Raw genomic sequence first — 21,365 nt, 5'->3', positions numbered from 1 at the left:
CATCATGTGCATCCAAGCCGCCCTGGTCGAATTCGCGGGGGCTCCGTTAACCATCATCGACGCCGATCTCGAAGCGCCCTGTGCGGACGAGATCCTCGTCCGTATCCAGGCGGCCGGCCTGTGTCCGGCTGGGCCGGCGGCGGGCTGGAACTTCTGGGGGCACCTCGGTGACGGCACCACCACCGACCGCCACACCCCAGTCACCGTGCCTCGGCTGAGTTCAGTGACCCAGATCTCGAGGTGGCCCGACGGCTTCCGCTTGGAGGCCGAGGAGCGTGATCGTCGATGACCCTGGAACGCCGAGTCCTCGACCTGCTGGAAGATCCCAGCGCGATACCGCCCTGGCGGCCCGAGCTCTTCGACCTCGCCGTGGACGGGGCCGACCGGGCTCTCGAGGCGCTCCTGGAGAGCGGTCGGGTGGCGGTGGTATCCAACACCCTCGGAGCCCAACTCGAGGAGCTTCTGGCCACCCGCGACGCTGCGGCCAAACTCTCTCCCGCAGAGCTGGCGGCCCGGACGAAGGCGCACCTCGGTCCCCGATCCCTCTTCGAGTACGGGACCTGGGTTTTCTTCCCGTGGTCCCGCCGACTCGTCCATGTGCTGCCCGAGCTGGAGTATCGCGAGCTCCGCCACGCCCGCAATCAATACAAGATCACGTCGGACGAGCAGGAGATCCTCGCCCGCAAGGCGATCGGCATCGTCGGCCTATCTGTGGGGGGCGCGACGGCCGTGACCCTCGCACAGGAAGGGGTCGGGCGCGTCTTCCGCCTCGCCGACTTCGATCATCTCTCGATGTCCAACATGAACCGGCTGCGCTGTTCGGTGCACTCCATCGGCGTCCCTAAGGTGGTGATCGCCGCGCGCGAGATGTTCGAGATCGACCCGTACCTCGACATCGCCCTGTGGCCTCACGGCCTCACCGAGGAGAACGTCGACGAGTTCCTCGTCGGCAGCCGCCCCATCGACGTCCTGGTCGAGGAGTGCGACGACCTCTTCATTAAGCTGCACGTGCGCGAGCGGGCCAAGGCGCACCAGATCCCGGTGGTGATGGACACCAACGAGCGCGGGATGCTGGATGTCGAGCGCTTCGATCTGGAGCCGGATCGCCCGCTGCTCCACGGCCTCCTCCACGGCGTCAGCGCCCGCGACGTCAAGCACCTCACCATGCGCGAGAAGGTGCCGTACGTGCTACGGATCCTGGCGCAGGATAAGTTCTCCCCGCGCCTCATTCCCTCGCTCGTGGAGATCAACGAGACCATCAAGTCCTGGCCGCAGCTCGCCGAGGGCGTGACGCTGGGGGCGGGCATCATCACCAACGTCACCCGGCGGATCCTGCTCGACCAGTTCCGCGGGCAGGGACGCTATTTCGTCGATCTCGACGACATCGTCGGCGAGGGCAACCTCGTACCGCTCGCTCCTCCGGGCCCGATCGACGCGCCCTTCAGCCCACTCACCGTCGAAGAGCCCGAGCTCCGGCTCCCGGACGCGCGCGGCGAGCCGACCGCGGAGGATGTTCGTCGGATCGTGGCGCACGGGCTCATGGCACCTTCCGGAGGCAACACCCAGCCCTGGCGCTTCGTCGCCCGGGGGCCGGTCATCCGCTGCTACGTCGACACGTCCCGGCCGCCGACTCTGCTCGACTTCGAGCGTGGCGCAACCCACCTCTCCCACGGCGCGGCGGCGTTCAACATGGAGCTCGCGGCGCGCGCCGCGGGCCTCGACTGCCACGTCGCAACCTTCCCCGATCCGCGCGACCCCGATCTGGTCTGCGAGGTGTCGCTCCTGCCGGCCTCGCGGCGGCACGACCCTCCCCCCCTCGCCGCGTTCATCGGGCGGCGCGTGACCAACCGCAAGCTCGGGCCGTACTCACCGCTGGAAGCCACGGTGATCGAGGCCCTCCACGCCGCCGCCGCTGACGACGAAGCGCGTCTGCAGCTCGTCACCGATCCCGACGCGCTCGCGGAGCTCGGGCGCATCCTGGGGATCGGCGACCGGGTCCGCATGCTCAATCAGCGCATGCACGGCGAGATGATGGACGCACTCCGCTGGACGCCCGCGGAGGAGGAGATCCGCGACGGCATCGGGCTCGCGCAGCTCGAGTTGCCGCTCGACGACCTGGCGGGCATGAGGGCCGCCCGTCAATGGTCGAACATACGTTTCCTGCGCGCGATCCATGGCGGTGGAGCGTTCGAGAATCCGTCGCGGCGGGCGCTCGTCTCCTCGTCCGCGCTGGGCTTGCTCACCATCCCCGGCGTCGGTCCGGGGAGCTACTTCCGCGGCGGCCGCACGCTCCAGCGGGTATGGCTGACGGCGACCTCGCTCGGAATCGCTTTCCAGCCGATGGCGGTTACCGGTTACCTGTGGACGCGCGTCGAACGAGGCGGCGAGGGGCTCGACGCCGAAGAGATTCACACCCTGAGCGGGCTCCGCCGGCGGTTCGCGCAGTTCTTCGAGATCGTTCCCGACACGGCCGAGATCATGATCTTCCGCCTCGGGCGTGCGGGCCCCCCCACCGCCCGCTCGTTGCGCCGGCAGGTCGACGAGATGCTTCAGTTCGAGGAATAGACCCTCAGCCGGTTCCCGGCCACCTTGGCCGTGCGCAGCGGGCCTTGACCTGCTCCCCAAAGCCAGCCGACCGGAGCGGGTTGTACGGTGCGACGGAGGAGGGCGGACGCTTTATGGCAGACGAGCAGATCACGACAATCGGCAGATGTTACGTGTGCAAGCGAACCTTCAGCTTCACCCCTGCGAGTGTCATGACGGTCATGATGGACCCCGAGACCAATCTTCCGCCAGGCATGACGCTGTCAGGTAATTTCCGCGAGCCGACACCGGAAGCCACCGCAAGATCGGTTAAGGAATACATCTGCTCCGATTGCGTGGACAGGGCGAAACAGCTCAAAGAATTCATTGACTCGCCCGTCCCCCAATTCGACACATGGCAGAGAGGCGACCTTTGATACCGGCCCATACGGCCGCAGGTTGCAGTCCGGCTCCGGGGACGACTGGATCGATGAGGTCCTGAAGAAGCCGGACGACCCAACACGATGACCGTCATCTCGTGACAAGTGATCGCCCGTTGCTGCCCGCCAGACCAGCCCACTCACCCAAGCGGGCACGTGAAAGCTCGTGATCGTGCAGTACGGCCGTGCGTCCGCCCTCTCCTGTCATCCGCACCCGGAGGAGGGCCGCACCGCCCGACCGAGCGGGAGAAACGCATCGCAATAACCTACTTTCCATGTAGGGATTGACTTAAATTCTGCCGGCTGCCTACCATGAGCGCGACGAGACGCCGGTGATCAACCGGGCCCGCCCGGCGGCACGATGTGGTGCGCCGACGCGAGCTGACGAGCCGTACAGCGCGGTCGACAAGGAGGCGAACATGCTGCATACGCAGGTGTACGTCATCCCGCCCGAGGCCGCTTCGAGCCATTCCCCTTTGCGCTTCTTCCGCCACCACATCGACCTGCATCGGGTCCGGGGTCCCCTCTGTCACGACTGCGCGACCGCCGAACCGCCGGCCTGAGCGACACCGCACCCCGGCCCGACCGCCATCCCCTCGAGTAACCGCCAGGTCGGCCAGGCACACCGAGCGCATCGGTGCCTACCCCGACCTCCCCACCGATCGGTCCGCTCCTGTCACGCCCAGCACGGAGGCGACCTCAACGCCTCTCTCGATCCAAGTGGAGTACACGTGCACCGAGCCCCCCAGTCCATCGTGGTCCGCCGGCGGCTGATCACGAGACTTGCCGTGGCCGGGTCGATCCTGCTGACCACCGCCTGCGGCTCGGGCGTCGGAACCGCCGGCGTCGCCGACGACAACGCCCCCAAGGCCGGCGGAAGCCTGGCCTTCGCGGTCGGGTCGTACGCGGGCTGCGTCGACCCGCAGCAGGTCGGCAGCAACGACACCATCTACGCCCTGCGGCAGATCGTCGACTCGCTGACCGACCAGGACCCGGCCACGGGCAAGATCGTTCCCTGGCTCGCGGAGCGTTGGGAGGTGAGCCCGGACGCGCGGACCTTCACTTTCCACCTCCGCCCGGGAGCCACGTTCAGCGACGGGACGCCCGTCAACGCCCAGGCGGTCAAGGACACCTTCGACGCCGCGCCCAAGCTCGGTGCCAAGGCGACCCTCGCGATCGGCTACCTCAGCGGGTACACCGGCACCAAGGTCGTCGACGACCTCACCGCTGAGGTCTCGTTCAAGCAGCCCAACGCCCAGTTCCTGCAGGCGACGTCGACCTTCTCGCTCGGCCTGGTCTCCTCGGCGAGCACCAAGAAGACGGCGGACCAGCGCTGCACCGAGGGGATCGTCGGGTCGGGCCCGTTCACTCTGGAGAGCTACCAGGCGAACCAGTCGATCACCCTGGCCAGGCGCACAGGCTACAAGTGGGGGTCGTCCCTGTGGCGCAAGCCCGGTGAGGCCTACCTGGACAAGGTGGTGTTCACCATCGTTCCGGAGGCCGGGGTCCGCACCGGCAGCCTCCAGTCGGGACAGGTCGACGCCATCGGCAGCGTCGGGCTCGCCGACGAGAGCGCGTTACAGGCCGGCGGCAACGTCGACCTGCAGGCGCGGGCCAACCCGGGCGTGGTGTTCAACCTGGGGCTCAACAACTCCCGGCCGCTGTTGCGCGACCCCGCGGTGCGCCAGGCGATCCAGGTGGCGATCAACCGGCAGGAGATCGTCAAAACGATCTTCCCGACCGGCAGCAAGCCGGCGACCAGCATCCTGGCCCACACCACCCCGTTCTACACGGACTTCAGCGCGCAGCTCACCTTCGATCCCGGCAAGGCCGCCTCGCTGCTCGACGCGGCCGGATGGCGGCCCGGCGCCGACGGCATCCGGACCAAGGACGGCACCCGGCTGAGCCTGGAGGTCGACTGGTTCGCCAACGCCGCGACGAACCGGCCGACCCTTGAGCTGATCCAGCAGCAGCTCAAGGCGGTCGGCGTCGACATCCGGCTGCGGGAGCTGCCGATCGCCCAGATCACCCAGATACAGCAGTCCGGCGACTTCGACGCGCTGTGGGGGAACATCACCCGGGCCGACCCGGACATCCTGCGCAGCACCTACTCGACGGCGCTGGCCAACACCTACCGGCTCGAACCGGGCGAGCTGGACACGGTGCTGGACGAGCAGGCCGCCACCACCGACACCACGAAGCGCCAGGCCCTGGTCAGCCAGGCGCAGAAGCTGATCGCCGAGAACGCGTACGCCATCCCCGTGGTGGAGCTGACCACCGAGCTCGGCGTCGCCAAGCGGGTCCACGACCTGGACTTCGAGGCGTCCAGCCGAATCCAGCTGCACGACACCTGGAAGAGCTAGGGGCGGGAGGAACCACCGAGCATGCGTCGATATCTAGCCGGTCGCCTCGGGCAGGCGGTGGCGGTGCTGTGGGCGGCCTACACGATCTCTTTCCTGGTGCTCGTCTGGCTGCCCGGCGATCCCGTCTCGGCGATGGCCGCCGGCGGGCTCGACCAGGCCGCCGTCGACCCGGCGCAGCTCGAGGCGCTGCGCCGGGAGTACGGCTTCGACCGGCCGCCCCTTGTCCAATATCTGGACTACCTGGGGCGGGCCGTACGCGGCGACTTCGGCAACTCGGTGGCGACCGGGCGGCCGGTGACCTCGACGCTGGCCGACGCGCTGCCCTACACCCTGCAGCTGACGGCCGCCGCCCTGGCGCTGGCCGTCCTCCTCGGCGGAGCGCTCGCCCTGTACGCGACCTACACCCCCCACCGCTGGCTGCGTCAGCTGCTGATGTCGCTGCCGTCGTTGGGCGTGTCGCTGCCCACCTTCTGGATCGGCCTGATGCTCGTCCAGCTCCTGTCGTTCCGGCTCCGCCTGCTGCCCGCTTTCGGCAACGAGGGCGCGGCCAGCCTGATCCTGCCGGCGGTCACCCTCGCCATACCGACCGGAGCGATGGTCGCGCAATTGCTCGCCAAGAGTCTGCTGACCACGCTCGACGAGCCGTACGTGGAGACCGCCCGGGCCAAGGGCGCCGGCCGGATCCGGGTCCACCTGCGCCACGCGTTGCGGAACGCCGCCCTGCCGGCGCTCACCATGGTCGGCATCCTGGTCGGCAATCTCATGGCGGGCTCGGTCGTCGTCGAGACGGTCTTCTCACGCAACGGCATCGGCCGGGAGACCGTCGGCGCCGTGACGGTGCAGGACATCCCGGTGGTCCAGGGTGTCGTGGTCTTCGGCGCGTTGGCCTACGTGCTGGCCAACCTCGCCGTCGACCTGATCTACCCGCTCCTCGATCCGCGAATCGTCGTCACGGCCGCACAGCCAAGGAGTACCGGATGAGTCAATCGCTGGTCGGCGAACTGGAGCCGGAGACCGGGCCGGACCCCGGCCGCCCGCTCCACCCGGAACCGGTCGAGCCGGGCGCCGTCGGCGGCGCCGAGGTGCGGCGGCTGATCCGGTTCCTGCTGCGGCGTCCCGGGCTGGTGCTCTCCCTCCTGGTGATCGCCCTCGTCGTGCTGGCAGCCTTCTGGCCGACGCTGTTCACCTCGCGCGACCCCCTGCTCGGGGTGCCCGCCGACCGGTTCCAGGGCCCCGGTGCCCAGCACTGGTTCGGCACCGACGAACTCGGCCGGGACATCTACGCGCGGGTCGTGCACGGCGCGGCGCTCTCCCTCAAGGCGACGTTGATCGCGGTCGGGGTCGCCTTCGTCGCCGGCGGCACGATCGGTCTGGTCGCCGGCTTCATCGGCGGGTGGGTCGAAAACGTGCTGATGCGGATCGTCGACGTGCTGCTGGCCATACCCGCGCTGTTCCTCTCGCTCGCCCTGGTCACCGCGCTCGGCTTCGGCACCGTCAAGGTCGCCGTCGCAGTCGGTCTCGCCAGCGTCGCGAGCTTCGCCCGGGTGATGCGGTCGGAGGTGCTGCGGGTACGCCGTGCCGTCTACGTCGAGGCCGCCCGCTCCACCGGGGCCCGGTGGTATTCGGTCCTGCTCCGGCACGTGCTGCCGAACGCGATGGGCCCGGTGCTCGTCCTGGCCACCATCGAATTCGGACTCGCGGTCCTGGCCGTCTCGTCGCTGAGCTTCCTCGGGTACGGCGCCCCGCCGCCCGCTCCGGAGTGGGGCACTCTGATCTCCACCGGCCGGAACTACCTGGCGAACGCGTGGTGGCTCTCAACGCTGCCCGGCCTGACGGTCGCGGCCACCGTCCTGGCCGTCAACCGGATCGCCCGCGCCCTCGACGGAGAGTCGGCGACCTGGCGATGAGCACACCGAGCGGTCCGGCCGCGATGCCGGAGAACCTCCTCGAAATCAGCGACCTCGCCGTCTCCTACCGTTCGCGGTCGGGGGTGGTGCGCGCCGTGGACGGCGTGGACCTGACGGTCCGCGCCGGTGAGATCGTCGCGGTCGTCGGCGAGTCCGGCTCCGGCAAGAGCACCACGGCACACGCGGTCATCGGCTTGCTGCCGGGCACCGGCCGGATCGACGCCGGCCGGATCCGGTTCGGCGGGCGGGACCTCGCCGGCCTGTCCGAGCGGGAGCTGCGGCTGGTCCGTGGGGCTCAGATCGGTCTCGTCCCGCAGGACCCGACCGTGTCGCTCAATCCGGTGCAGCGCATCGGCGACCAGGTGGCGGAGGTGCTGCGGGTGCACGGCCTGGCGGACCGCCGCTCCGCGCCGCTGGACGCCGTCGACCTGCTGGAACGGGCAGGTCTGCCCGACCCGGCCGTACGGGCCCGGCAGTACCCGCACGAGCTCTCCGGCGGGATGCGACAGCGGGTCCTGATCGCCGTGGCGATCGCCGCCAAGCCGAAGCTGATCATCGCCGACGAGCCGACCAGCGCGCTCGACGTCACCGTCCAGCGGCTGATCCTCGACCACATCCAGAGCCTGACCGAGGAACTCGGCACGGCCGTCCTGCTGGTGACCCACGACCTCGGCGTCGCCGCCGACCGGGCGCAACGGATCGTGGTGATGTCGCGCGGCCGGGTGGTCGAGGCCGGACCCACCCGGCAGGTCCTCGATCAACCGGGCCACCCGTACACCCGGCAGCTGCTGCGCAGCGCCCCGAGCCTGGCGGTCGCCCGCCCGGCCGCACCGCCGCGTCCCGCTCCAGGCCGGATCGCGGCCGACCGGCCGCTGGTGACGGTCGAGAACCTGGCCAAGGAGTTCTCGCTACCCCAGGTGGCAGGCGCCGTACGGTCGGTGCGCGCGGTGGACGACGTGAGTTTCTCGATCAACCGGGGCGAGACCTTCGCCCTCGTCGGCGAGTCCGGTTCCGGCAAGTCGACGACGGCCCGCCTGGTCCTGCGCCTGGCGGAACCGAACGCCGGCCGGATCTCCTTCGACGGCGAGGAGATCACCCGGGCTCGGGGCGAGGCGTTGCGCCGGTTGCGGCGGCGCGCCCAGCTCATCTACCAGAATCCGTACGCGTCGCTCGACCCGCGCTTCTCGATCGGCGAGGTGATCGCCGAACCGTTGCGCGTGTTCCGCGTCGGTGACCGGGCCTCCCGGCAGGCGCGCGCCCGCGAGTTCGTCGACCGGGTCGCGCTGCCGGCTTCCGTCCTTGACCGCAGGCCCGCGGAACTGTCCGGCGGGCAACGCCAGCGGGTCGCCATCGCCCGGGCCCTGGCGCTCTCCCCGGACCTCGTGGTCTGCGACGAGCCGGTCTCCGCGCTGGACGTCTCGGTGCAGGCCCAGGTCCTCGAGTTGCTCGCCGAACTCCAGGCGTCCACCGGCGTCGCGTACCTGTTCATCTCCCACGACCTCGCCGTGGTGCGGCAGATCGCCCACCGGGTGGCCGTCATGCAGGCCGGCCGGATCGTCGAGATCGGCACGCCCAGCGAACTCTTCGACCGCCCGAACCACGCCTACACCCGCGAGCTGCTCGCGGCCATCCCCGGCGGGCAGCATGCCTGATCGGGAGCGACGCACGCCCGCCGGCGAGCGTCAGGTCTCGCCGAGGTCGGTGCAGTGTGCGATCGTCGCATCGTCCGCCGCCACCGCGTGCCGCGCCTCCGCTTGCCGAACACGATGGATGACTTCGGCGGGTCCGCTCGACGCCAGGACGGCCATGACCTCTGGCCACTCGGCGAGCCGGAACCGGTCCACGATGCGGCTGGCTCCATTGCTGAGCAGGACGGCACCGGTCAGCTCGGAGATCAGACAGCTTCCGGTGATCGCCTCGTCTGCCGCCCGTGGGTCGTCCTTGGCCACCCAGAAGCCGCCCGGCTGGTTCCGGTTTCCGCGCAAGTCTCGGAGGATTCGGTGGTACTCATCGCCGTCCTCGGCGGCGGCCTCGAGCGCGGACCGGTACGACCGGCTGATGACCACCTCCCGGGGATCGGAGACGACGAGCGGCGTTCCGTCTGCTCTGTCGAGCACGAGGACCGAGTCACCGAGCACCAGGTGCTCAACGAGACCGTCGGACAGGCGCAGGATGGCTACCGTCGCCGACGGACTGATGGGGTCGGCGACGTCGCAGGTGTCCCGGTGATCGTCCGTAACCTGCTTGATGGCCCTGGCCAGCAGCTCCGAAAGGCTGCGGTCCCGCACGAGTGACAAGAGGCCGAGGAGGCTGCCCCCCAGGCGGCTGGCGTACCAGGCCACGCCGTGCCGGCAGATCGACTCGGCGCCGGAGATGCCGGCACCGTCGATCAGCACCGCTGCCGTCGGTACGGCGCCGGCGAAGTCCTCGTTCGCGTGGCCAGTCCGCGCGGCAGCGCTCGTCATCGTCACCCGCATGCCCTGCCGCCGCCCTCCCGCCGATTAAGGCGTTGACACTTACAACCGCCAGGGCGCTTGGGGGCGCACCCATCTGTCGCCGCGCAGACGCGTCGGGCGCACCGTCTGGCCCCTTGATCAGTATCCGGATTTTCCGCGGCCTGGGCGGAGAGACGGCCGACTTCAGCGCCCGAGCGCATCAGGGCGATGTCGCGGACGTCGGCGAAGTCTTTCGGGTAGGGAGAGGATCGTGTCCGGTCCCGCCTTTGATCCTTGCGGCGGAGGGGTACTGGCCGTCGTCGGCGGGTCAGCTCGCTGGAGGCGTGATAGAGCGCAGCAACGCCTGCAATTCGCGGTCGGGACTGATGTGTTTGCTGTAGAGGGGTCCGCAGGGTGTGGCCGCCAGACGTATCGCGAGGCCGAGCAAATCTGGCGCCGGGGTGCCACCTCGGTAGGTCTCGGCGAGGTAAGTGAACTCATTCATGATTCCGACGACGCTGCGGTTGGCGGTCTTGGCGAGGCGGCTGTCGCGCATCTGCTGCAATTCCTCACCGATGATCATGTCGGGGGCTCCGAGCGCGGCAAGCACCGTGGCGACCTGCTGCGGGAATCTGGCCAGCAGGGTCGCTGCGGGAGCCAGCGGCATCAGCACGGGCACCAGTGTCGATTCATTGACGAACAGCGCAACCTGGGGTTTCCAGAACACGGCTGTGGCGTACCACTGGCCCAACAATGTGGTGGGCTGCTCGCCTTCACCCAGGCTGGGCGGGCCGATGCGGTCGAGCAGTTTCTTGGTCGCGCGTACGATGAGCACCTGCCTATCCTGCCGCCATCATTCAGGGCGCCTGGATGGCTGTGCCGAGGCCGCCTCCTTGAGGCTCACTCCGCCCCACCAGCCCCTCGTCGGTCTCCGCGCGGCAGAGCAATCACCGCGGTGCGACGAGGAAGGCCGATCTTCAACCGCGTGCCTTCTCGACGTCCCGCACGGCCTTCTCCAGCAATCCCCGCATGGCGGTCTCGGCCGCGGTCGCGTCCTGCGCCCGGATCGCGTCCACCACAGCCCGGTGGCTCGGCACCGGGTCGTCATGCGGCCCGACGCCGCCGTGCACCAGACGGTCGCGCTCCGCGAGGCCGGTCTCCATGACAACCTCCATGCGCTCCAGCAACTCGTTATGCGTGGCGGTCAGCAGCGCGCGATGGAAGCTCAGGTCGGCCGCGACGGCGGCGGCCGGGTCGCCGTTCACGGCGGCCATCTCGTCCAGCGCGCCGGCCAACGCGGCCAGGTCGTCTTCGGTCGCTCTGCTGGCGGCCAGCCGGGCGGCGGCCGGCTCGATGATGCTGCGGACCTCGTGCAACTTGTCGAACAGTCGCGGATCGGCGCCCTCGGCGAACTGCCAGCGGATCACGTCACCGTCGAGCAGGTTCCAGTCCGCGCGAGGCCGCACGAACGTGCCGCGCTTCTGCCGGGCGTCCACCATGCCCTTGGCGGAGAGCACCTTGAGCGCTTCCCGCAGCGCGGTGAGGCTGACGTCCAGCTCCTCCAGGAGCGCGGTCATGTTCAGCGTTTCACCTGCGGCGATCTCTCCGGCGACGATGCGGCGTGCGATGACCTCGACGGTCTGCCCGTGGACTCCCCGGCGGGCATACTGTGCCAATGCTCTTCGCACCCTTCTCGCTCGCCCCTGTCGATCTTCCAGGCTGAGGCTTTCGTCCACCAGGCTCGCACCCCCGGGAGCACGGTGTTCACCCGGACCGTACTCCACGGCGAGCCGGCGGACGACGACAGCCGCACCCAGGTGAATCATCACCTGGGCGCGGCTGTCCCGGGTTCGGCAGTTGACGTTCAGCAGCTGACGTTCAGACCCGCCCAGTCGGCACGGTCGTTGTAGCCACCGTCACCCGCGTCGCCGACGACCAGGTCGAGCATCCGGACACCGGTCAGGTCGACGTCGATCTGGCGGACGTCGTCGCGGGTCAGGACTCCGCTGTCGAAGAGCACCCGGCCGTCGCCGACGACCTGGAACGTCGATGTGGCCCCCTCGGGCCCGACGTTGCGCACCGCGTCATCCAGGCCGACGGTCGCGGTCAGCCGGCTGCACTGGTCGCCGACGTAGTAGCGGACCGTGGACGGTGAGGCGACCCCGAGACCGGTCGGGTACACCGTGCCGAGCATGCTGATCGGCGACCAGCCGCCGACGCTCGCGTCGACCGTCGGGCTCATCCATCCGCTGGTGGCGCTGATCCAGGTGTGGTGTGACAGGACGGCCTCGCCGTCCGGGGGCACCGGCGCGACCACCACCGGCGACGCCGTCGTCTGCTGCAGGCGGCCGTTCCCGATCGCGTCGTACGACGTGGTGGCGGTCAGTGCGGCGTTGCCGGCGGAGGCGGAGGCCGGGAGGGTCACGGCGAAGGTGAAGGTGGCGGCGTGGCCGGAGTCCAGCAGGTTCGGCGCCTTGCCGAGCTCACGGACCGTCCAGCCGGTGGGCGCCGTCAACGTGACCTGCGGCGAGAAGACCGGCCGCGTGGCGTCGTTGCGTACGGCCACCTCGACCCGTGCCTCGTCGCCACCGGCGACGACGGGCGCCGCTCCGTCCGGCACCGGGTCGCCACCGACCTGCGTCACCTGCGGCAGACCGGCGACCACGTGCGGGAGACCCGGCTTGCCGCGGGCCGGGCCGACCCGGAACAGCGCCGCGCCGTGGGCGGGGACGGCCGCGCTGATGGTGCCGGCGCTCTCGGTGACCTGGTCGGTCCACGCGTTCTTGAGGGTGAACCGGTCCCCGGACAGGCCGGCCGAGGACGCCTTCGTGGTCAGGGTCTTCGAGCTGTCGCCCCGGTTGAGCAGCACGACGGCCCGGTCGCCGTCGGCCAGCCGCTTCACCCAGGTCTCCGTCGTACCTGCGGGGCCGACGCGGACGGCCTGCACGCCGGCGGCGTCCTGGTCGATCGCGACCACGTCAGGGTCGGTGAGGATGTCCACGGAGGTCTGGCTGAGCTTACGGACGTCGCTGCCGATCACCAGCGGCGCGGCGGCCACGGACCAGAGCGTCATCTGGGTACGGAATTCCTCGTCGGTCATCCCCATCTCGGGGCCGAGGTAGTCCGGGTCGTTGAAGTGACCGGGCCCGGCGGCCTCGGGATGCCGCGCGTTGGCGTCATAGTTGCGCAGCACGTCCTTGAACTTGATGTCGCCGACGAAGCCCACGTCGGTGTAGGTCCGCCAGGACTGCGCGATCGCCGGGGCGTAGCTCCAGGTGAACGTCGACTGCTGCTCCTCCGGGTAGTTGCCCCAGTCGGGCGAGGTCACCGGGTTGCACAGGTTGAAGATGATCGGCCGGTGACTGGCGTTGTTCCGCAGCGCCTGGGCGAACTCGGTGTAGACGGTCTTCGGGTCCAGGTTCGCGGCGATCCCGCAGAGGAAGTCCACCTTCACCGCGTCGAACTTCCAGGCGGCGAACTGGTCGGCGTCGCGCTGGTAGTAGCCGTGACTGCCGAGCCCGCACCTGCCGGGGATGTACGGCCCGGCGTCGGTGTAGATGCCGGCCTTCAGGCCCTTGCTGTGGATGTAGTCCACCAGCGGCTTCAACCCGTTGGGGAAACGGGTCCGGTCGGCCTGCAGGTCGCCTGCGGCCGTCCGCGGCTCCGGGTCCTGCCAGCCGCCGTCCAGCCAGACGATGTCGTAGCCGGCCTTGGCCAGGCCGCGGGAGACGAGGGCGTCGGCGACCTCCCTCACCGACTCCTCCGAGAAGGCGCCGCCGAGGCCGAAGTAGGTGTTCCAGCCTTGGTACGGCGTCGGGCTGATCACCTGCTGTGGTGCCGGCGGCCGGCCTGCCACCCCCGCACCGGTACCCGTGTCGGCCTGGGCGGTCGCGGGTGCGACCAGCAGACCTGCCACGAGGGCGGTCACAGCGGTGAGCACATGTCGTTTCACATCGGGTTCCTTTACTGCCGAGGAATGGCGGACGCCACGATGGGCTACTTGCATCGCGTCCTGGACCTGCTTGCGTGTCCGCCTTCACCCCGCTCCAGCGCATGTGCGGGTTGCGCACCGGCGCGGGAGCCCGGAGTGGCACCGTGCGTTCCTTCGAGGAACGTCCCCGACCGGCTGCCAGACCCAGTCATGTCCGCACTCCTGAGGTGTTTGGTTCCCAGGATCTTGTATCTCGTTACGGCGGCATGTCAACGATAATTCGTAATTTATGAGTTCTTGAGTGCCGGGAAGTGATCTCATCCGACCCGAATCCCGACGTGATCTTGCATGCGGCCCCTTGCACACATCGAACCCTGGAATCGATCTCATTTAGCAATCGATTGCGCACCAGCCTGTTCCTATCGGCCCAGATGAGCCCCCTTAATACAAAGGCCCAGCACAATTACCTTCTTGACGCTGTTAGACCCGTTGGGTACCGTCAGCGCAACCGATTGCAGTGGTCAACGCCAGAGGCAGGAAAACAGACTGATCTGAGCAGGGAGCTGGGATGGGGCATGTGGAGGCTCACCATGCGCCCGGCGCACTACGCGCCGTGAGCGACGAATCGCCGGAGCCGGCGCTCATCGAGGCATTACATGTGACCGCGGGTTATGAGAACAGGCGAGAGCTCACCCGGCTGATCGCGCTGCGGGACGTCTCACTCCAGGTACGGCGGGGCGAGTTCCTCGCCATCGTCGGCCCCTCCGGCTGCGGGAAGACGACGTTCATCAATCTGATCGCGGGATTCGTCAAGCCGACCGAGGGATCCGTACGGGTGCGCGGCAGCGAGGTCGCCGGACCGGGCGCCGACCGGGCGATGGTCTTCCAGGACTACGCGCTGCTGCCGTGGCGGACGGTCGAACGCAACATCCGGTTCGCCATGGAGAACCGGCGCGGGCACGTGCCGAAGTCCGCGCAGGCCGGACGGGTCGCGCGTGCGCTGGAGCTCGTCGGGCTGACGGGTTTCGAGAAGTCCTACCCCCACGAATTGTCGGGAGGCATGCGCCAGCGGGTCGGGATCGCGCGGGCGCTCGTCACGGAACCCGAGATCCTGCTCATGGACGAGCCGTTCGGCGCGGTGGACGCCATGACGCGTGAAGCCATGCAGGCGGAGCTGGAGAAGATCATCGCTGAGACCCGGCAGACGGTCGTCTTCATCACGCACTCGATCGACGAGGCCATCCTGCTCGCCGACCGCATCGTGGTCATCAGCAAGCGCCCCGGCACCATCCGGGAGGTCATCGACGTCGACCTCCCGCGACCGCGGTTCGACGAACAGGCCGACGTTCAACGGTCGCCCAGGTTCGGAGAGATACGCAGCCATCTATGGTCGCTTCTCGCCGACGAGGCCCTGGGCGCGAAGCAGGCGGCACGATGACCGAGACGACCCAGGGCACGCCTGGCATCGAGCGCGCGGACGGCCGGCAGATCGAGACAATCCACGTCAGCCGGTTCGCGCGGTTCAGGACCATCGCGATCACCGTGCTCAACCTGGGCGTCTTCTTCGTGTTGTGGGAGGTCGTCGCCCGCGCTGAGGTGATCAATCCGCTGTTCTTCCCGAAGGCCGGCGACATGTTCGCCGCCCTGTTCAACGGGTTCGCCGACGGCACCATCTGGCCGCAGCTCAGCCACAGTCTGACGAACTTCCTCATCGGCCTGGCGATCTCCGCGGTCATCGGCATCCCCGTCGGCCTGCTGATGGGCGCGAGCAAGGTGGCCGATCTCATCCTCAGCCCCTACGTCTGGGCGATGACCTCGCTCCCCCGTGTCGCCCTCATCCCTCTGCTGATCCTGATCATGGGATTCGGCAACGCCATGCAGTTGACGATCATCGTCTTGTCGGCCGTGTTCCCGATCATGGTCAACTGCATGGCGGGCGTGAAGACGGTCGAGCCGTCACTGATTCGCGCGGGCGAGGTGTTCGGCGCCAACAGGCCCCAGATCTACCTCAAAGTGATCCTTCCGTACACGCTTCCCTTCGTGATCGCCGGCGTCAACCAGGGCATCGCCCGAGGCCTGGTCGGCATGCTCATCGGTGAGCTGCTCGGCGGCGGGGGAAACGGGCTCGGTTACCTGCTCGACAAGGCAGGCGAGCAGTTCGACGCGCCGATGTTGTACGCGACCCTGATCCTTCTCGCCGTCATGTCCGTCGGGCTGGTGCAGGCGATGCGCTGGCTCGAACAGCGCGCGGCGCCATGGCGCGACATCGCCCGCGCGTAGACCTGGCGACACGCACGCACCGATCTCCTCACCGCCACCCATACAGATCTCCCCCCAGAGCCGGCACGGTTCGCTGTCCCCCCACCTGTCCATGGGACGACGCCCAGGAGTCACCGATGCACAGATCCAAGCAGCTACTGACCGTCTTCAGCGTCACGCTCCTCCTTGCGGCCTGCGGCGGCGGAGGCGGAGGCGGCGCCGCCCCGAACGCCGCCAACTCCGGCGCTCCGACGACCGCCGCGGACATCAGCGCCACGATCGACACGAGCAAGGTCAAGCGCGACCTCGTGGTCGGCGTCGACAACCCGTACTACCTGTTCCACGAGGACATCCTGGTGGCCCAGGACAAGGGCTACTTCAAGGAGGTCGGCATCGACACGGTCGAGATCAAGACCATCGAGGACCCGCTGCCCGCCCTCATCGGCGGTTCGCTCGACATGGCGCTCTACGACTCCGACACGTCCATCGCCGCGGCGAAGAAGAGCAACACGGGAGTGCGGTTCCTGTCGGTCTACCTGGGCGGGGAGGCCAACATCCTGGGCGTCCACAAGGGCATCAACACGGCCGCCGACCTGAAGGGCAAGACGATCACGGGAGGGCAGTTCAACAGCCGCAACGACGCGATCCTGCGGGAACTGCTCACCAAGAACGGCGTCGTCCCGGACCAGGACGTCAAGATCGTCAGCACCGGCGGGCAGTCCAACGAGCGCCTGCAGTCCGTGATCGCCGGCGTGGTCGACGGCGCCAGCCTCCAGCTTCGCCACCGGAAGGTGCTGGAGCGTGAGGGCGGCAAGTTCCTGTTCGAGGAGACCCGCAGGGTGCCGCAGAACGGGTGGGCGGCCAACAAGCTGCTCCAGGAGAGCCCGGAAACCGTCACGGCGTTCCTCACCGCCACCCTGAAGGCACGCCAGTTCATCACGAACCAGGCGAACAAGGACGAAGTCCTGGCCCTGATGGTGAAGCACGGCTTCGATGTCCCGCCGGAGTTCGCTGACGCGTACTCGGCGGAGAACGCCCCCGACTACCACGTCGCCGACGGCGGATTCGAGCCCGCCGACATGGACAAGTTCATCCAGGACCAGATCGGATTCAAGTCGGTTCCCGAAGGCACCGACTGGCGTCAGTACACCTACCTCGTCCCACTGTGGCGTGCCCAGAAGATCCTCGGCCTGCCGTTCAGGCCCGCCCTCGGGAGCGTCTGAGCCATGGGAGTGGGAACAGCCGGCGCCAAGAGGCTGCGGCTTCTCGCGCATCACGACCTCGCGGGCAACGGCGACGGGATGCAGGTGATGCGCGAGGGCGACGCGCTCTACGTCGGCCACACCGGGACGTCCCGGATGGGCACCTCGATCCTGGACGTGTCGGACCCGCGGCGTCCTCGGCTGGTGGACCAGTGGCCCGCGCCCGACAACACCCACACGCACAAGGTCCAGGTCGCCGGCGGACTGCTGCTCGTCAACCACGAGCGCTTTCCGTACCGGCCGACCGGGCCGCTCGGCCCCCACTCGGCCGGGCTCGCGGTGTACGACCTGACGGACCCGTTCGCCCCCGAGCAGATCGCGTTCTGGGAGTCTGGGGGCAAGGGCGTCCACCGCATCGTGTGGGAGGGCGGCAGGTACGCCCACATGTCGGCGGTGCCGGACGGCTTCAGGGATCGCATCTGGGTCGTGGTCGACCTCGCGGATCCGGCGCATCCCGTCGAGGCGGGCCGCTGGTGGTGGCCGGGTCAGTGGGAAGCGGGCGGCGAGCAGCCGGACTGGCCGAAGGGTATGCGGTACGCCGCTCACCACGCCCTCCTCTCCGGCGACGTCGCCTACCTCGGCTTCGACGACGCCAACCTGGTCGTGCTCGACGTGTCCGACATCGCGGCACCGAAGATGATCGGCCGCTGCCGGTGGGGCGGGGGCGCGACGCACACCTGTCTCCCCCTGCCGGCCCGCAACCTCCTCGTGGTGACCGATGAGCAGCAGCACGACGGTCCGCACGCTCCCGAGCGGCGCATCCACCTCGTCGACGTCGCCGACCCGTCGGAGCCCCGGTACCGCGGAGCCCTCCCCCGTCCGGACGGTCCGTACGACGACCGTCCGATGCGTTTCGGGCCGCACTGCCTGCACGAGAACAGGCAGGGGTCGTACCGGAGCGAGCGGCTCGTCTTCGCCACGTACTTCAACGCAGGCGTGCGCGTCTATGACCTGGAGGATGCGGACGACCCACGCGAGATCGCCCACTGGGTCTCCGAAACGCCGCCAGGCCAGGATGCGCCTCAGGCCAACGACCTGTTCGTCGACGCGGACGGACTCGTATGGGTGACCGATCGAACCCACGGCGGGCTGTTCGTCCTCGAACCGGAGCCCGAACTGGCCGCGCTGATGGAGGAGGCGCGTGCGTGACGGCCGCCCCACCGACCGCCGATCCGCCCGTCCGCTGATACGGCTGTCGCAATCGGTTGCATCCCATGGATTCGGCCTCTAGGCGAGGCGGTCGGCCGGCTGCCCGGGACCCGCCACGGCGGGTCCCGGGCAGCCGCTTGGTCAGTGCTTCGAGACCTTCAGCGGGAAGGTGCCGGGACCGATGTCGCTGAGCGTGGTGGTGTTCGCCGCGAGGTACCGGTCCAAATACGGCGAGCGGTCACCCTGGGTCGGCACGTCGAACCTCAGGGCCTGCACGTCCAGGAACAGCCGCGCGTCCGAGACCTTGATCGTGTGGTTCGAGGGCACGTCCCGCCAGCCGCGGGAGTCGATGGTCCCGATCTGGACCCCCAGCCGGTGGCCCTGCTTGATGGTCCAGTCGGCCGACTTCAGGTCGAACGAGATGGATCCCCCCTTCAGGAGGGCGACGTTCTCGTCGAACATCGTTGCCGTGCCGTCCGGAGCGACGTCCCACAGGCGGACCATGACGTTACCGCTCGCGCTCGCGTTGAGCCTGATCTTCGGCGTACCGGTGATCCGGACCGTCTGGGACGCGGGCGTGGACCAGGTCCAGAAGCTGGTGTCGGTGGTCTCGGCCAGCCTGGCCTGGTTCTTCTCGGTGTCGGTCAGCGGCTCGATCTGAGGCGCCCGCTCCATGTCCCAGCGCCCGTTGTCCGCCAGGGTGCTCACCGCCGAGCCACCGCCGTTGTCGACGTACTGGCCGGAGGCGAGCCGCGAGTCGTACGACGTCGTGGTCACAGGCCAGGTCGGCTGGGCGCGCCAGTGGCCCAGGCTGTCCTCGATTGCGAACGCCGGGTCGGTCACCGACGGTTTGACGCCGCGGAGGTACTGGTCGTAGAACCGCATGACCTCGTCGAACCAGCCGGCACGGCCCTGCAACAGTCGGCCGTTCGCGTCGGTTTCGTTGCCCCGCACGTGCTCCCACTGGCCGAGCCAGCCGCGTTCCCGGCCCCGGTGGTTGGCCAGGTACACGTCCATGTCCTCAGGCTTGGTGTTGTTCTCGATGAACCCCTGGGTCACGAACAACGGCGTGCTGGTGCCCTTCGCGTCGGCGGCCAGGTTGCGGGCTCTCCAGTACGCAGAGTCCAGGTCGGGGTTGTTGTTGTTGGTGAGGTTGTCGCTCAGGCACTCCGGATGGCTTTCCTCGTACTCCGCATTCGCCTTGTAGCGGTCGCTGTCATCGCCCATCGGAGGCATCACCGCGATCGAGTTGTACGCGTCCGGCGTGCCCGTGACGTTGGGGCGCGCAACCTCGTTGCTGAACAGGTAGTTGTACATGTTCCAGACCGGCTCTTGCGCGACGACCGCCTTCAGGCTTTTCATCTTGAGGTTGTTGCCCACCAGCCCGGTGACGGCGTCGTACGACTTGCCGTACATGCCGACCTTGCCGGTCGACCAGGGCTGGCCGGCCGCCCAGTCGATGGCAGCCCGGACGTCGGCCTGCTCACCCGGACCGACCCAGTCCAGGCACCCGGTGCTCCCGCCGAAGCCGCGCAGGTCGACCATGACGAAGGTGTAGCCGCGCGCCATCAGGTCGGCGCCGTCGATGAAGTCCTGGAAGCGGGCCGATGGTCCGACCCGGTCCCATCCCTCGGGCCCCGTCTGCCCCGCGTGTGCGAAGTAGGGGCCCACCGAGAGGATCACCGGCGTCTTCGCTTTGGCCGGCAGATGTGCCGGACGTAATACGTCGGCGTGCAGTTCGACACCGCTGCCATCCGAGGACGGGAAGTACGCCTCCGTCCATGCAGCGCCCTCCGGAACCCGTGGGTTCTCCTCGTGGGTGACCGGGACCCCGGCTGCCGCAGTCGCCGGTCCGGCTTGGGCAGCTGCGGGCAATCCGCCCGCGGCGAGGGTGGCGATGGTGACCAGTGCACCGGCCGCCGCGGCGGTCGATGTCTTTCGGCGAATGTTCATAGACACTCCCGTGATCATTGGATGCCACGGGAGATTAGCTATTTTCACCGGCTTTGTCGCTACTTGACTTTTGAATGTCTGAATGGGTGGAGACTGATCGAGCCGCACCCGTCAGGAGACGTTCCGAACCGTCGCCAAACGGGCGACCTCTGCCCACTGGTGGATTGAGGTCGCCCGCCGGCTCAATGAATCACTTGCAGTTGCCCTTGCCCGGCTTCGAACAGTCCGAGCCGGCCTCGACGACCGAGAACTTCGCCGTGCTCACATTCGAGGTGTTGCCGGCCTTGTCGGTGGCCCGGTAGTTCACGGTGTGCGCGCCCGGCTGGTTGACCACGAGCGCCTTGGTGTAAACCGCGAACGGCTGCCCGTCGATCGAGTACTCCACCGTGTCCACCCCGGACCCGGTGTCGCTCGCCGAAACCGTCAGCGTGGCCGAGTCCACGTAGTTCCAGGCCCAATCCTGGTTTCCGGTGACCTGCGCCGTCACCTGCGGCGCAGTGGTGTCCTGCCCCTGCGGGGCCACCACCGTGAACGCCACCGACCCCACGGCGGAGGTGTTCCCGGCCTTGTCCGTCGCCCGGTACCGCGCCGTGTGCGCGCCCACCTGGTTGACCGACACCGGAGCCGAATACGCCGCGAACGCACCACCGTCCAGCGAATACTCCACCTTGTCCACCCCGGACTCGGTGTCACTCGCCGAAACCGTCACCGTGGCCGAGCCGATGTAGTTGCCGTTCGCGTCCTTGTTGCCCGACACCGACGCCGACACCTGCGGCGGGGTGGTGTCCTTCGGCTGCGCAGCCACCACCGTGAACGTCGCCGTGCTCACATTCGAGGTGTTCCCGGCCTTGTCGGTGGCCCGGTAGCCCACGTTGTGCGCGCCCGGCTGATTGACCACGAGCGGGTTCGTGTAGACCGCGAACGGCTGCCCGTCGAGTGAGTACTCGACCTTGTCGACCCCGGAACCGGTGTCACTCGCCGAGACCGTCACCGTGGCGGAACCCACGTAGGCGCCGTCGGAGTTCTTCTCTCCCGACACCTGCGCCGTCACCTGCGGCGCGGTGGTGTCCTGCTCCTGCGGGGCCACCACCGTGAACGCCACCGACGCAACGGCGGAGGTGTTCCCGGCCTTGTCCGTCGCGC

General features: G+C 68.7%; 18 protein-coding genes. 12 read left to right on the top strand and 6 right to left on the bottom strand.

Features of this window, described 5'->3' with window-relative positions; all coding sequences use genetic code 11:
• Positions 1-4: 4 nt before the first annotated feature.
• The 8 genes from Pth03_RS19290 (at position 5) to Pth03_RS19255 (ending at position 8,885) form a co-directional block, all read left to right on the top strand.
• A complete protein-coding gene (locus tag Pth03_RS19290) occupies positions 5-289 on the top strand; it encodes a hypothetical protein (RefSeq protein ID WP_203945713.1) in 285 nt (94 codons plus the stop codon).
• On the top strand, positions 286-2,565 hold the full coding sequence (locus Pth03_RS19285) for an Rv1355c family protein (RefSeq protein WP_203945712.1): 2,280 nt from the start codon (positions 286-288) through the stop codon (positions 2,563-2,565). Before Pth03_RS19290 ends, Pth03_RS19285 begins: the two co-directional genes overlap by 4 nt.
• Before the next feature lie 113 nt (positions 2,566-2,678).
• Entirely contained in the window at positions 2,679-2,960 is a 282-nt protein-coding gene (locus Pth03_RS19280) for a hypothetical protein (protein ID WP_203945711.1), read from the top strand.
• A 422-nt stretch (positions 2,961-3,382) separates the two neighbouring features.
• Complete coding sequence (locus Pth03_RS19275; protein ID WP_203945710.1) at positions 3,383-3,526, top strand: hypothetical protein; 144 nt, start codon at positions 3,383-3,385, stop codon at positions 3,524-3,526.
• A gap of 168 nt (positions 3,527-3,694) precedes the next feature.
• Complete coding sequence (locus Pth03_RS19270; protein ID WP_239119182.1) at positions 3,695-5,326, top strand: ABC transporter substrate-binding protein; 1,632 nt, start codon at positions 3,695-3,697, stop codon at positions 5,324-5,326.
• 21 nt (positions 5,327-5,347) lie between these two features.
• Positions 5,348-6,307, top strand: coding sequence for an ABC transporter permease (locus tag Pth03_RS19265; RefSeq protein WP_203945709.1), 960 nt, complete (start codon positions 5,348-5,350; stop codon positions 6,305-6,307).
• A complete protein-coding gene (locus Pth03_RS19260) occupies positions 6,304-7,233 on the top strand; it encodes an ABC transporter permease (protein WP_203945708.1) in 930 nt (309 codons plus the stop codon). Before Pth03_RS19265 ends, Pth03_RS19260 begins: the two co-directional genes overlap by 4 nt.
• Positions 7,230-8,885 carry a dipeptide ABC transporter ATP-binding protein gene (locus tag Pth03_RS19255; RefSeq protein WP_203945707.1) on the top strand — a complete coding sequence of 552 codons (1,656 nt, stop codon included), beginning with the start codon at positions 7,230-7,232 and terminating at the stop codon, positions 8,883-8,885. Before Pth03_RS19260 ends, Pth03_RS19255 begins: the two co-directional genes overlap by 4 nt.
• 30 nt (positions 8,886-8,915) lie before the next feature.
• On the opposite strand, the gene Pth03_RS19250 is transcribed toward Pth03_RS19255, so the two are convergent.
• The 4 genes from Pth03_RS19250 to Pth03_RS19235 form a co-directional block, all read right to left on the bottom strand.
• Entirely contained in the window at positions 8,916-9,698 is a 783-nt protein-coding gene (locus tag Pth03_RS19250) for a protein phosphatase 2C domain-containing protein (RefSeq protein WP_203945706.1), read from the bottom strand.
• Between the two features lie 298 nt (positions 9,699-9,996).
• The gene (locus Pth03_RS19245; RefSeq protein WP_203945705.1) at positions 9,997-10,503 is read right to left on the bottom strand and encodes a DUF6933 domain-containing protein; all 507 of its coding nucleotides are present in this window, start codon (positions 10,501-10,503) and stop codon (positions 9,997-9,999) included.
• Positions 10,504-10,645: 142 nt separating this feature from the next.
• On the bottom strand, positions 10,646-11,344 hold the full coding sequence (locus tag Pth03_RS19240; protein WP_203945704.1) for a FadR/GntR family transcriptional regulator: 699 nt from the start codon (positions 11,342-11,344) through the stop codon (positions 10,646-10,648).
• Positions 11,345-11,532: 188 nt separating this feature from the next.
• A complete protein-coding gene (locus Pth03_RS19235) occupies positions 11,533-13,620 on the bottom strand; it encodes an NPCBM/NEW2 domain-containing protein (RefSeq protein WP_203945703.1) in 2,088 nt (695 codons plus the stop codon).
• Between the two features lie 592 nt (positions 13,621-14,212).
• On the opposite strand from Pth03_RS19235, the gene Pth03_RS19230 reads away from it, so the two are divergent.
• The 4 genes from Pth03_RS19230 (at position 14,213) to Pth03_RS19215 (ending at position 18,269) form a co-directional block, all read left to right on the top strand.
• Positions 14,213-15,037, top strand: coding sequence for an ABC transporter ATP-binding protein (locus Pth03_RS19230; protein WP_203945702.1), 825 nt, complete (start codon positions 14,213-14,215; stop codon positions 15,035-15,037).
• Positions 15,034-15,879: an ABC transporter permease gene (locus tag Pth03_RS19225; RefSeq protein WP_203945701.1), complete on the top strand. Its 846-nt coding sequence runs from the start codon at positions 15,034-15,036 to the stop codon at positions 15,877-15,879. Before Pth03_RS19230 ends, Pth03_RS19225 begins: the two co-directional genes overlap by 4 nt.
• A gap of 116 nt (positions 15,880-15,995) precedes the next feature.
• A complete protein-coding gene (locus tag Pth03_RS19220; protein WP_203945700.1) occupies positions 15,996-17,081 on the top strand; it encodes an ABC transporter substrate-binding protein in 1,086 nt (361 codons plus the stop codon).
• A gap of 3 nt (positions 17,082-17,084) precedes the next feature.
• Positions 17,085-18,269, top strand: coding sequence for an LVIVD repeat-containing protein (locus Pth03_RS19215; RefSeq protein ID WP_203945699.1), 1,185 nt, complete (start codon positions 17,085-17,087; stop codon positions 18,267-18,269).
• 141 nt (positions 18,270-18,410) lie between these two features.
• Here Pth03_RS19215 and Pth03_RS19210 read toward each other — a convergent pair whose 3' ends face one another.
• Positions 18,411-20,222: a CocE/NonD family hydrolase gene (locus tag Pth03_RS19210; protein ID WP_203945698.1), complete on the bottom strand. Its 1,812-nt coding sequence runs from the start codon at positions 20,220-20,222 to the stop codon at positions 18,411-18,413.
• A gap of 190 nt (positions 20,223-20,412) precedes the next feature.
• On the bottom strand, positions 20,413-21,365 hold a 953-nt coding region (locus Pth03_RS19205), incomplete at its 5' end, for an OmpL47-type beta-barrel domain-containing protein (protein WP_203945697.1).

Origin of the sequence: Planotetraspora thailandica (assembly GCF_016863335.1) — a bacterium.
GTDB classification, from domain to species: domain Bacteria; phylum Actinomycetota; class Actinomycetes; order Streptosporangiales; family Streptosporangiaceae; genus Planotetraspora; species Planotetraspora thailandica.
The sequence above is the reverse complement of the archived record's forward strand: the minus strand, read 5'-3'. Positions and strand labels throughout refer to the sequence as shown.